We start from the raw sequence: 12,310 nt of genomic DNA on the forward strand, positions 1-12,310 counted from the left end.
TTAGTCTTTCTCAGCTTTGTGGGATATTGATTTTGCCATCCCTTTAAATATAAATAGGTGCGTTGGCATCATAGCAAACCAATATAGCAATCCTTTAAAACCAGCAGGATGCCACCAAGCTCTGACATCGAGCTCTCTTTTATCGCCCATGTCGGTAATGGTGAATTCAAGCCTTCCTAATCCAGGTGCTTTCATTCCAAACAGTAATGAAACAAATTTATTCTCTTCCACTTTAATTATTTTCCATGAATCAATATGATCCCCGGTCTTGAGTTCATCAGGAAAGGCTCGCCTTCTTGTGGTGGCATTTCCTCCACAGAGTACATCTATCCACTCTCTTATTCGCCATAAATAGTTGGCATAAAAATACTCATGGCTTCCACCTAGTGTTTTAATGGTACTCCATAATTGTTCAGAGGAGGCGGTGGTTTGTACTTTATAGCCCGTTTGTTTGGGGTAATAACCATAGCCTGTTTGCCACCTTGTTAGGGCTGATGGATCAAACCCCCAGAGGTTGTTTCTGATTGCTTCGTTTTCATGGTTGAGTGCTTCATCAACTGATTCTTCAAATGTAAGCAATCGCTGTGGATAGCGTTTACAGATAGCTTGATTATCGGCGGGTAGGTTATGTTTTATACCACTGACTAAAGCACTGGCGATATCATGTGGAACCGAAGTGACTACTTTGAGCCAATAAGTGGAGAGCTTGAGTGGAAAAAAAGGTAAAGACACCATTCTTAGCCTCTTCCCTGTTTGATTAGCCAGTACCTGCATCTGTTGCTCATAACTGATTATTTCTGGGCCTGCTACGTCAAAAACTTGATGTCTTTCTGGTTCGGAGTCTAATAATTTCAGCAAGTAATAAATAAGGTTTGGTAATGCGATAGGGGCTGATAAGGAAGCTACGCCTTTAGGAGCAATCAGTAAAGGTAGGTGATACACAAAATCGCGCATAACTTCAAAAGCAGCAGAGCCTGAGCCAATAATAATACCAGCTCTTAATTCTGTAATCGGAATTTCGCTTTGGCGTAAAATGTCTCCTGTTGCTTTTCTTGTTGCTAAATGCGCCGAGGTGCCTTTTTGAGGCTGGATGGCGCTTAAATAAATAACATGCTTTATTTTGCTTTTTTTAAGAGCGTCACGGAAGTTATGCGCTAAATCTAACTCATAATCAATAAAATCGTGGCCATGCGCCATGCCATGAACCAGAAAAAGCACCACATCATGCTGGTGTAATAGTTGGGGTAGAGCAGAAGGAGATTTTAAATCTAGAGGGTGTAAATTAAGATTTTTGTATTTATGCCAGCCACGATGCTGCAATGGCTTGATGTTACGGGCAGTGGCGGTGACTTGATAGCCTTTTTGTACTAGAACGGGTGTGAGATGGCTGCCAACATAACCGGAAGCGCCAATAATTAGTATTCGTTGCATAGCCCCTGCTCATCCATATGCCGATTTGAATGCCATGATTTATTTGAATGTTTTTATTATCCCTAATATGAATGTAGTGAAGATTCGTGGGATTGTCTGTAGTGTGCTTTTTGTCAAAACATTATGGTGATAATGCATGTTTATAAGAGGAAATGTGTAATTTTATGGCTATATGTAAATAGATTCATTTAATATTTGGTAAATGGGTCTAAAAAACTTTCTCAAAGTGAGATATTGCTGTAAATTTCGCAGTCTAATTTGTTGTGATATCAATCGTATGTGATAAGCAATATTTATTGAATACGATTGATATGACAAGCTGGAATAGAGAGGGACAATGTTACGGCTGGTCAACCTAAACAAAGGGTATTTAGATGGCGATGAATTTCATCCTGTGCTTCAAGGGGCTGAATTAACGCTTGAGCAAGGGTGTCAGGTGGCTTTGATGGGGGAGAGTGGCTCTGGCAAAAGCACTTTACTCAACTTAATTGCAGGCTTGGATGGCATTGATTCCGGTGAGATTTGGTTTTCTGATGTGAGCATGCATTCAATCTCTGAGCGTGAGCGTACCGCATACAGACGCAACAATATCGGCCTTATTTTCCAGCAGTTTAATTTACTCCCCACTCTTACCATTGCCGACAATATTCGTTTTTGCCGCCAGTTAAAGGGAATGCCTGAAGATACCGGTTTATGGCGACAAATCCTCTCCTCTCTTGATTTGATGCCATTGCTTGGTCGTTACCCTGAAGAAGTGTCTGGTGGACAACAACAACGCGCAGCCATTGCCAGAGCATTATACATGGAGCCGAAGGTACTACTGGCAGATGAACCAACCGGAAGCTTAGATGAACGTAATGCGGAAGCGGTCATGCGGTTGTTAACGAACTTATCTCGTGAGCTTCATTGCAGTTTGTTACTGGTCACTCATAGTGAGTCCGTTGCTGATCATCTAGAAGGAAAGGTTCGACTGCAAGGGGGCCAGTTGCATGTCACTGCCCGTAGTTAAAGCACTATTAGGCCATTATCGTCGTCACCCTTTACAAATCTTATTGGTTTGGCTTGGTTTAACTTTTGGTGTTGCTTTATTGGTGGGTGTTTTGGCTGTGAACCACCATGCGAAACAGAGCTACAGCCAAGGTGAGAAACTTTTTTCCAACCCTTTTCCTTACCGTGTTCGGGCTGAGCAACGTGGTGAAAAAGTACCGCAAGGCTTTTATATCCAGCTTAGGCGAGAAGGCTTTAAGCAATGTGTTCCTATTGAGTACTTATCCTTAGAAACCAGCGACAATATAGATATTAATCTGATCGGTATTGACCCTGTGGTAATGATTAATTTATTACCCAATGTGAGTATCGGCAATATTCCTACTTTAGATCTAATGAGGCCCCCGTATCCGGTGATGGTGGGGCAATCTTTGTCTGACTACATGGGGTTCAGGCATGGTGAGTACATTACATTAAATGACGGTACTCGCTTAGGGCCAATTAAGGTCGTCAGTAATAATGTTCTTCCTGGTTCACGGGTGATTGCTGACATTGCCTTGATTCGTATGATCAGAAAAAATGCTGGGTTTAGCTTAGTTGCTTGTGGCCAACTTAACTCTTCTCAGGTCGATAAAATTTCAGAACTCCTTCCACCCGGCTTGATCATTGAACAAAATAAACAGGCCGAATTAGAGCCACTCACCCGAGCTTTTCATTTAAATCTGCTCGCCATGGGGATGCTGGCTTTTGTTGTTGGTCTGTTCATTTTTTATCAGGCCATGTCTCTTTCATTTGTGCAAAGGCAACCTTTGGTTGGTGTCTTGCGTCAGATAGGGGTCTCTGGCTGGCAATTGACTATGGCTTTACTGGTCGAGATTTCTTTATGGGTAATGCTGAGTTGGGCTAGTGGTAATGTGGCTGGTTTAGCTTTAGCGCAAAAGTTAATGCCGACGGTATCTGCCAGTCTGAATGATCTTTATAAGGCGAATGTTGATTTAACTGTGCAATGGAGCTGGGAATGGAGTGGGCTTAGCTTACTTATGGTGATTGCTGGTTGTTTGTTAGCCTGTGGGTGGCCATTAGTGCGATTAATTCGGTCTCGCCCTATTCGCTTATCAGCGAGATTATCGTTGATTCGTTTTGCTGGTCGTGAATTTGGTTGGCAAGCTATGTTTGCTTGTATTTTTTGTGTTGCCGCTGTTGCGGTGGCCGTTTATCAAATGCCTCATGAGCAAATGGCCGGTTTTGTATTAATTGCATTGCTCCTGATCAGTGTGGGTCTGATCATGCCATTTATTATTTGGAAAGTATTTTCAGGCCTATCTGTTATTTTGCCCGGAGTTCGTAGCCGTTGGTTTTTTGCTGATGCAGCCGCAAGCCTAAGCTACCGAGGAGTTGCTGCCATGGCGTTTATGCTGGCTTTAGCCTCGAACGTAGGCATTGAAACTATGGTCGGAAGTTTTAGAGCTACAACCGATAGTTGGTTAAGCCAGCGTCTTGCTGCTGATATCTATATTCGACCGACAGCAAATTCAGCGCCAAGAATGAGCAGTTGGTTAGAAGAGCAACCAGAAGTAAAAGAAGTATGGTGGCAATGGCGTAAAGAGTTAGATAGCGATTATGGCACGCTGCAAGTAAGAAGCTTAGGAACCAGCAAGGGGGAAAACCAAGCGCTATCCATCAAAGTGGCGATTCCTGATTACTGGTACTACTTCCATAATAGCCATGGTGTGATGATCAGTGAGTCCATGGCACTAAAACTGAACCTTCAACCAGGAGACACATTAACTCTGCCAGAGCCTATTGGCCAAGATTGGAAGATTGTGGGTGTGTACTACGATTATGGTAATCCGTACAACCAAGTACTGCTTTCACATTATCGGTGGTCAAATGCATTAACTGGTGAGGGTGATGTTGGACTTGGGGTGCTATTAAAGGAAGGTGCAGATCGGAAAGCGCTGCTTACCCAGATTGGGCAAGCATATCGTCTATCGCCTGAGAGAGTGCAAGATAACAGTAATATTCATAATCAAGCAATGCGGGTGTTTGATCGCACATTTGTCGTGACAGAAACCCTTGATCGACTAACACTTTTTATTGCTGTCTGTGGACTCTTTTTCGCGACATTAGCGGGTGAAATTTCAAGGCAGAGGCAGTTTGCACTATTACGTTGTATGGGAATGACTGGTCGAGAGTTAGTTATGCTTGGTGGTCTACAGCTCTTAGTGATTGGCTTTATTACTATGTTAGTAGCTTTGCCCCTTGGGCTTGTTTTAGCTCAGCTCTTAATTGATGTTGTTATGAAATACTCCTTTGGCTGGACCATGGAAATGACATTGTTCCCACTTAATTATATGAAAACATTCGCTTTTGCATTGTTAGCTTTGATGGTCGCAGGTGCATGGCCTGTGTGGCGTATGATTAAGAGACCTGCAATTAGCTCGTTAAGAGATGCGCTTTAACTAACGAATAGAGTCAATGGATTGATATATGATTAAAATTTGCCGTTCTAAGCTTTCATTTAATGTATATAGGTTAGCGATAGGTCTGGTTATTTTATTCGCCTTATTTGTTGCAACTTATTACACTTTTTTTCATCAGGGCTCAACTCAGCACTCCCGAGAAGTGAATGCTGTTTTACAAAAGAGTACAACTCAGGTATTTGAACCTGTCTTACCCGGCACCCTATTATCTTTTCCTAAAGATTTTGTTAGTCACCCTAGCTATCAGCATGAATGGTGGTATATCAATGCCAATGTGAACAGTGCTGATGGTCAAGAGTTTGGTATTCAGTGGACATTATTTCGTTTTGCAACGGCTGATAACAATGACTCAGGTTGGCAGTCACCACAGATGTATATGTCTCATGTCGTTATTACTTCTGAAGATAAGAAATGGGCTGAACAGAGATTTGCTAGAGGGGGCATAGGCCAAGCTGGGGTTAGAGCTAACCCATTTCGAGCTTGGATAGACAATTGGTCATGGTCTTCACCAGATATACAAATATTTCCTAGCACACTTCGAGCGGCATCTGATGATTTTAGCTTTCAGTTACACATGGATAATGCAGGTCCAATTGTACTTCAAGGTGATAAAGGTTATAGCCAAAAACACGATCAACTCCCTATTGCATCGCATTATTTCAGTATGCCATTTTTAAAAATTGAGGGAGCTTTGGTTCTCGATGGACAAGATCTGACAGTAAAAGGGGATGCTTGGCTTGATCGAGAATGGGGAAGTGGGATGGTTGATCAAGAACAACAGGGTTGGGATTGGTTTTCTTTTCATTTAGATGATGGGCGCGCACTCATGGTGAGTCAATATCGTCATAACTTTCAACAACCACATAAATTTGGGTCCATTTCTGAACCTAGCGGCTCCGTGACTGTGCTCACACATCAAGATATTAGAATGACCCCTTTACAAACGACGAAGTTAAGTAATGGCAGGCTTATTCCTCTTCAGTGGATGATTGATATACCCAAATATGGCATTAATTTGACGACTCAACCAGTGCGGAAGGAACAATGGTTACCCTTCTTGATTCCATATTGGGAAGGCCCTATTCATGCTGTCGGTAGCCATACGGCAAAAGGGTTTATGGAGTTGACGGGGTATTAATTGTGACCAATCAACCCAGTAGAATAATTGGTCAAAATATTTACTTCATGAATCCTAATGGTCAAAAAAATGACCATCAATAATTTGTATTGGTTTAATATTTATACTATTTTTACAGGTTAACTGTAATTTATATATTTTAATATTAATCATTATTAACCTGCTTTCTAGTTAACTGTTATTAAAGGAAAAGTTTTTTTTGAATTCAAATTTTCATGTATTTTTATTGTCGGTTTTTAACTATAAAAGGGTTTGATATATCAAAAAATTGACGTTATTATCTCCCGCAAATTGGGTTCTGCCAAAATACTGGTAGTAAGAGTAAAATACGGAGTTCAAAATGATTACTTCTCTATATGTTAAAGCTCAGCTTGCTTTAGAAGATTTTAAAAATGATCAGCGCGGTGTTACAGCAATCGAATACGCAATTATTGGTGTTGCGATTTCTGCGATTGTTTTAGCTATGTTCAATAGTGACCTTAAAACTGCTTTACAGGGAGCAATGACAAAGATTACTACTGCAATTGGTAGCGCAGATAAAACTGCCGCTCCTAGTGGTTAATTCGTAGAGTTGTCTAATAAATGACTATACAAATTTGGTGGTTGATACTGTTCGCCACCTTATGTAGTTTTGTTTGTTACACTGATTTTCGATATCGAAAAATATCAAATCAAACAGTCTCATTTATATTTGTCATTAGCCTTATTTTTTTGATAAAAAATGACAGTTATATATCATTTTTGATTTCTTTTTTGGTTTTAATTGTCGGTTTCTTTCTATTTTTGTTAAAGGTTATTGCAGCAGGAGACATTAAGCTCTTGGTTGCGTTATCTTTGGCCATAAAACCTGAATTTGTGATGCTATCATTGTGTGTGATACTAGCCCTTGGTGGACTAATCGCTATAATGTATCTGATTTATGGTTTTTTTACTGATTTACAACAAGTTCGACAACGAGGGATTCCCTACGCCATTCCAATTTGCTTGGGTAGTTTATTGGGTATTGCCGCGTCTCTTTAAGAGGTAGAGATGAGCTCTAAACTGATTTTTATCATCGCTTTTTTTGCTATTGCTGTTGGATTATATGGTTTGTCTGATCAGTTATTGCAGTCTGAGCCTACTACTATTACCGAACCCACTGCACCTACACCAGAAAATAAAATTCGCATCTGGACGACCAAAGAATCTCTTGCGGTTGGTGAGCCCATTACTCACTCAACTCTATCAACAACTATGATCCCTGAATCCGAGGCCAATGCATTAGGCATTGTTGATGATGTTATTATCGACTATGTCCCTGGCGCTGTTAGTCGTTTAGCTCTTGATAAAGGAGAAGTGGTTACCCCTGATATGATTGCCACACCAGATCAAGATGGCTACGTTGACTTCATTATTGAAAAGAATCGCGTCCCTTATGCGATTGAGGTGGAAAACACTTCCGTGGTTGGAGGGGTAATTACTCATGGAACACGCATTGATATTCTAGCCTTAGTCACTTCTGAATTAAGTTCGGAGGTAGAAACTACGGTGGCAAGCAGTAAAAATGTGTCACTAACTCCAATCTTGATGGACATCAAAGTATTGCAAGTGAAAAAAACAGATTCCGAAGAAGCGTTAGATGAGTCCATTTTACAAAATGTCAATTTGATTTTAGAACTAACTCGTAAGCAAGTGGCTACGCTTACTATTGCTAAACGTATTGCTGAATTAGAAGTTCATAAGTCGGCGGGTATTGATAGTGCGAAAGATTTAAGTGCGAATGCCGGTGATGTGTTACCAGAATTTAAAGCGATTAAAGAGTATCGAGCTGGAGAAGTCATTGTTAAGTAAGGGAAATAAGTGATTAAATTGATAAAAAGACTTTCCTTCTTGGTTTTTAGTCTGGCTATTTGTACTCCTGCTTTAGCGCAGCGCTTGATCAATTTAGCGGAAGGGGATGCAAGAACCATTAATGTTCAGACAGATATTGGCTCTGTATTTATTTCTGATCCTGAAGTTGCAGATTATCAGGTTATAGATCAAAAGAAAGTGGTCGTATTTGGTAAAAAGTTAGGTAACAGCGCACTGCTTATTTTTGATGAAGATGGTAAAACACTGGTTAGTAGAAAGCTTATTGTTAATAAGAGTTTAACTAATATTCAGCAACAAATTCAGCTCAAATACCCTCATACAGAGGTGTCAATTTATAATGTTGGCGATCAAGTTGTATTGAGCGGGATTGTTTCTACGGAAGAAGAGCGCGACGGCATCAATGAGCTTGCTGGGGTGTTGTTAGGTAAAAAATCAGAAGATTATCAAATCGAGTGGGATTTGGGTGAAAATACTTACGAAATGGAGTTTATGAAACGTCGCCATTTTGATGGTTTGGTTAACAACATCGAAGTCAATGTGACCAAACAAGTCAATGTAAAGCTGTCGGTGGCGGAAGTCTCTCACTCTTTTATGGAAGAGTTTGGTATTCAGCTTGGCTCTACAGGGCAAACGGCAGGCGTATTTACTGATTATTTAACACATTTTAGTGCCAGCGATATTGTGTCGGTGATTACTGCTATTGGTGATGATAATGTCGGTCAAGTTTTGGCTGAACCAAACTTATCGGTTATTTCAGGTGAAACGGCGAGTTTTCTCGTTGGTGGTGAACTGCCTGTAGTGACAATTCTTGATGGTGGCACGAATGTGCTTTATAAAGAGTTTGGTGTTCGCTTAGAGTTGATGGCTAAGGTCCTTCGAGATGACAAAATTCGTTTATCGATGATGCCTGAGGTTAGCTCACTTGATAATCAATTCAGCAATGAAACTTATAATCTTCCATCTTTGAAAACTCGCCGTGCTCGTACAACGGTTGAGTTAGGAGATGGGCAAAGTTTTGTTCTTGGTGGCTTACTAAGTACGGAAGATCGAGAGTCTCTTAAAAAAGTTCCCTTTATTGGTGATGTACCATTGATTGGTTCTTTATTTCGACATACTAAGACAGAGCGTACAAAAACAGAGTTGATTATCGTTGCAACGGTAAATTTAGTGCAGCCTATTAAGGCATCTCAAGTTCAATTACCAACCATGCAAAAAACTTCTACGCTAGAGCGCTTCTTAGCTGTAGATGTGAATTATACCAAAGCGGGTGACCGCTGGGCTAAACAGATTCTCGCGACCGGGGGGTTTAAAAAGTGATGAAAAAGTTAGCTTTGATACTTGCGGCATGTTTTTTGGTTTTAAGTGGGTGTGCTGATTACGTAGGTGAAAGTCGAGGGGCGCAAATTGAAGTCGTCCCCGTTACTTATTCTATGAGCTTAAAAGTGAAACCTGATCAGCAAGATAAAGCCCGTGCAAAGCTAGATGGGTTTATTAATGAGCACTGGCAGTATGTTAGCTCACAAGGTGCGACCATTGTTTGGCGAACTAAATCAGGGAAAGAAGTGGCTGATATGTATTATAAGCAACTGTTATCTCGTGGTGTGAGCCAAGATAAGCTGTCTATAGAACAGGGTGATGCTGGTTTTGGTGCTCGGTTTGATTTAGAACTGAAAACGACAGTGCATAAATCCATTCTACCTATTTGCGATTATCCTAGAGTGGGGCATTACAGTGAGCTTGCTCGAGGTTGCTTCTCTGAGAGTGCTCGTTGGCAATCTATGGTAAACCCAGAAAAAATGCTTACAGTGTCACCTCCTGCCCAAACAGAATCTTCTGTAAATTAAAAATTATAATAGAATTAGCTGCTGAAATTAGCCAGTTAGCTGGAGTTACGATATATGTTTGATTTGGTCGATCTTCTTAGTAAAAATGAAACAAAAGAAGATATAAAACAAGAAAAGATCACCTCCGTATTATTTTATCAAACTGATGTATGTCAGCAATTAGTGACTGAAGCTTATCGATTTGAGGGAATTGTTGCTCCTGCTGTATTAGAAAACACGGATGCAAAAATAAAAGAGTTTGTTCGCGAATCGAGCATTGAAATTGTACTTGTTGAGCTGAATAACAGTGCAAATGTTACACAAGATGCTGAGCGTATCAGTCACTTACTGCCTAACCATGCTTCGGTGATCGTTATTGGTAGCGAAGATGCTATTTCAACGATTCGTAACTTAAAAGCAATGGGCTTCTACTATTTATTTTGGCCAATTACCAAGCAAGAGCTCATTGATTTTGTTCGTAGCGTAAGTGAAAACCGTGAGCGAAATAAAGGGCCAGGTCAAAATAGAAAAGCCAAGCAAGTGAGTATTATTGGCAGTAAAGGTGGTGTAGGGGCTACGTTGCTCACCACGGAAATCTCATGCTTACTCGCGACTGAAAAAAAAGCCTCTTGTTTGGTGGTTGATCATAACTATGGGGGCGGTAACCTCGATATTGTTATGGGCTTAAAACAGTTTGAGAAACGAAAACTCCAGCCAGGATCCCTTGCGTCTAATTTAGATGAAGCATCTGCACAAAGCCTTGTTACAAAGCAATCTTCCATGTTGTCTATTTTGGCACTGAGTTCTGATGAATTAAATGATCAGGAGTTGAAAGATTATACCCGAGCTGTGGCAAAAGAGGTGGCGGGGGATGCTAACTTCATTGTGGAAGATCTGTCTGCATCAGCGGGCTTCACTCCAGATCCTAAAGCATTAGTCACCTTGTGCGATAGCATTGTTTTGGTTATCGAGCCTTCTGTTTCTTCTTTGCGAGATGCGGCAAAAATTCGTAGTGAAATTGCCAAAGAAAACAATAATTCAGCTTTGCGTATTATAACGGTGCTTAATTATCGTATTCCTCCACGGTTAGCGACGGTAACGGAAAAAGAAGTCGAAAAATTTTTGGGGCAGCCAATTGATGTTATTTTGCCGTATGAGCCCAAAGTCGATTCTGTACTCCTTGAAGGTAAACGTATTTATGGGACAAAACTGAAAATGTCTCAGGGGGTACGTAAGTTAACCTCACTCCTACTTGGTGAAGAAATTAAAAAGAAAAAATCACTGCCGATAAACCTGTTTACAAAGAAGGTTAAATCATGATTGGTGCGAAAGAGATTTATGTTGGTATCCGTAATCAAATTTTTGATGCTTTGGAAGCCGACGCTGTTGCGAATTTGTCTCGTGAGCAACTTAGTCAGCAGCTCAATAGCGCGGTAGAACTGCTTATTGAGCGCGAGCGGTTACCAGTCCCTACGGTGGTACGCAGTGATTTTGTTAAAAGCCTTGTTGATGAGCTTATTGGTCTTGGTCCATTACAGAGCTTAATGGATGACGATACCATTACGGATATTATGATCAATGGGCATGAAAATGTCTTTATCGAGCGCAATGGTTTGGTTGAAAAAGCCAGTGTGAATTTTATTGATGAGCACCAATTATTAGAAATAGCGAAACGAATCGCTTCTCGTGTTGGCCGTCGTGTGGATGAGTCTCAACCAACTTGTGACGCTCGTTTGGCTGATGGTAGCCGTGTCAATATTGTTATTCCGCCCATTGCTATCGATGGCACCTCTATTTCTATCCGTAAATTTAAAAAGCACAGTATCGATTTTGCTAAGCTGTGTGAGTTTGGTGCCATGAGCCCTGAAATGGCACAGCTTTTAATGATTGCTTCACGCTGCCGTTTGAATATTTTGATTTCAGGAGGTACGGGCTCAGGTAAAACAACCATGCTGAATGCACTTTCGCAATTTATTGCCGAAAATGAACGTATTGTCACCATAGAAGATGCCGCTGAACTAAAATTACTTCAGCCCCATGTTGTACGTTTAGAAACACGTACCGCTGGTATTGAAAATACAGGTGCTGTTTCTCAGCGTGATCTGGTGATTAACTCTTTGCGTATGAGGCCAGATCGGATTGTTGTCGGTGAGTGTCGTGGTGGTGAAGCGTTTGAGATGTTACAGGCGATGAATACAGGCCATGATGGTTCCATGTCGACTCTCCATGCCAACACTCCCCGTGATGCATTAGCTAGGGTGGAAGCCATGGTAATGATGGCAACCAGTAACTTACCGCTAGAGGCGATCCGTAGAACCATTGTTAGTGCTGTCGATTTAGTTATTCAGATCAGCCGATTACACGATGGTAGCCGTAAAGTGATGAGCATTACGGAAGTGGTCGGTTTAGAAGGCTCAAACGTAGTCCTGGAAGAGATATTTAGGTTCCAGCCTATGGCATATCAAGCTGGGGGAGATGGTAAAGTTAAAGGGAATTTTGTTACCGCTGGTTTAATGCAGCGCTCTGTTTTAGTTGAAAAAGCGCGCTTTTTTGGTTTGGAAGAACAATTGAACGCCGCATTTAGAGCTGGGGCTTAA

10 protein-coding genes are annotated in these 12,310 nt (G+C 41.1%); 9 read left to right on the forward strand and 1 reads right to left on the reverse strand.

Going from position 1 to position 12,310, the window contains the following annotated elements:
- Entirely contained in the window at nucleotides 1-1,431 is a 1,431-nt protein-coding gene (locus MHO82_RS09135) for a DUF2867 domain-containing protein (protein ID WP_239183600.1), read from the reverse strand.
- 337 nt (nucleotides 1,432-1,768) lie between these two features.
- Between MHO82_RS09135 and MHO82_RS09140 the strand changes: the two genes are divergently transcribed.
- The 9 genes from MHO82_RS09140 to MHO82_RS09180 all read left to right on the forward strand — a co-directional run bounded on the left by MHO82_RS09140 (nucleotide 1,769) and on the right by MHO82_RS09180 (nucleotide 12,310).
- On the forward strand, nucleotides 1,769-2,440 hold the full coding sequence (locus tag MHO82_RS09140) for an ABC transporter ATP-binding protein (protein ID WP_239183601.1): 672 nt from the start codon (nucleotides 1,769-1,771) through the stop codon (nucleotides 2,438-2,440).
- Entirely contained in the window at nucleotides 2,421-4,880 is a 2,460-nt protein-coding gene (locus tag MHO82_RS09145; protein WP_239183602.1) for an ABC transporter permease, read from the forward strand. Before MHO82_RS09140 ends, MHO82_RS09145 begins: the two co-directional genes overlap by 20 nt.
- 28 nt (nucleotides 4,881-4,908) lie before the next feature.
- Nucleotides 4,909-6,039, forward strand: coding sequence for a lipocalin-like domain-containing protein (locus MHO82_RS09150; protein WP_239183603.1), 1,131 nt, complete (start codon nucleotides 4,909-4,911; stop codon nucleotides 6,037-6,039).
- Nucleotides 6,040-6,379: 340 nt separating this feature from the next.
- Nucleotides 6,380-6,601: a Flp family type IVb pilin gene (locus MHO82_RS09155; RefSeq protein WP_239183604.1), complete on the forward strand. Its 222-nt coding sequence runs from the start codon at nucleotides 6,380-6,382 to the stop codon at nucleotides 6,599-6,601.
- A 467-nt stretch (nucleotides 6,602-7,068) separates the two neighbouring features.
- Nucleotides 7,069-7,869: a Flp pilus assembly protein CpaB gene (gene cpaB / locus MHO82_RS09160; RefSeq protein ID WP_239183605.1), complete on the forward strand. Its 801-nt coding sequence runs from the start codon at nucleotides 7,069-7,071 to the stop codon at nucleotides 7,867-7,869.
- A gap of 18 nt (nucleotides 7,870-7,887) precedes the next feature.
- Nucleotides 7,888-9,207 carry a pilus assembly protein N-terminal domain-containing protein gene (locus MHO82_RS09165; RefSeq protein WP_239183751.1) on the forward strand — a complete coding sequence of 440 codons (1,320 nt, stop codon included), beginning with the start codon at nucleotides 7,888-7,890 and terminating at the stop codon, nucleotides 9,205-9,207.
- Nucleotides 9,207-9,734 carry a hypothetical protein gene (locus tag MHO82_RS09170; RefSeq protein ID WP_239183606.1) on the forward strand — a complete coding sequence of 176 codons (528 nt, stop codon included), beginning with the start codon at nucleotides 9,207-9,209 and terminating at the stop codon, nucleotides 9,732-9,734. The genes MHO82_RS09165 and MHO82_RS09170 overlap by 1 nt, the downstream gene beginning before the upstream one ends.
- Nucleotides 9,735-9,788: 54 nt before the next feature.
- The gene (locus MHO82_RS09175) at nucleotides 9,789-11,033 is read left to right on the forward strand and encodes a chromosome partitioning protein ParA (protein ID WP_239183607.1); all 1,245 of its coding nucleotides are present in this window, start codon (nucleotides 9,789-9,791) and stop codon (nucleotides 11,031-11,033) included.
- On the forward strand, nucleotides 11,030-12,310 hold the full coding sequence (locus tag MHO82_RS09180; RefSeq protein ID WP_239183608.1) for a CpaF family protein: 1,281 nt from the start codon (nucleotides 11,030-11,032) through the stop codon (nucleotides 12,308-12,310). Before MHO82_RS09175 ends, MHO82_RS09180 begins: the two co-directional genes overlap by 4 nt.

Origin of the sequence: Vibrio sp. Of7-15 (assembly GCF_022347565.1) — a bacterium.
Classification (GTDB): Bacteria; Pseudomonadota; Gammaproteobacteria; order Enterobacterales; family Vibrionaceae; genus NORP241.

Excerpts from the sequence above, each read along its gene's own strand:
- MHO82_RS09155 (WP_239183604.1), top strand. The coding sequence starts at position 6,380 with ATGATTACTTCTCTATATGTTAAAGCTCAGCTTGCTTTAGAAGATTTT.
- cpaB (WP_239183605.1), top strand. The coding sequence starts at position 7,069 with ATGAGCTCTAAACTGATTTTTATCATCGCTTTTTTTGCTATTGCTGTT.
- MHO82_RS09175 (WP_239183607.1), top strand. The coding sequence starts at position 9,789 with ATGTTTGATTTGGTCGATCTTCTTAGTAAAAATGAAACAAAAGAAGAT.
- MHO82_RS09135 (WP_239183600.1), bottom strand. The coding sequence starts at position 1,431 with ATGCAACGAATACTAATTATTGGCGCTTCCGGTTATGTTGGCAGCCAT.
- MHO82_RS09145 (WP_239183602.1), top strand. The coding sequence starts at position 2,421 with ATGTCACTGCCCGTAGTTAAAGCACTATTAGGCCATTATCGTCGTCAC.
- MHO82_RS09150 (WP_239183603.1), top strand. The coding sequence starts at position 4,909 with ATGATTAAAATTTGCCGTTCTAAGCTTTCATTTAATGTATATAGGTTA.
- MHO82_RS09140 (WP_239183601.1), top strand. The coding sequence starts at position 1,769 with ATGTTACGGCTGGTCAACCTAAACAAAGGGTATTTAGATGGCGATGAA.
- MHO82_RS09180 (WP_239183608.1), top strand. The coding sequence starts at position 11,030 with ATGATTGGTGCGAAAGAGATTTATGTTGGTATCCGTAATCAAATTTTT.
- MHO82_RS09170 (WP_239183606.1), top strand. The coding sequence starts at position 9,207 with ATGAAAAAGTTAGCTTTGATACTTGCGGCATGTTTTTTGGTTTTAAGT.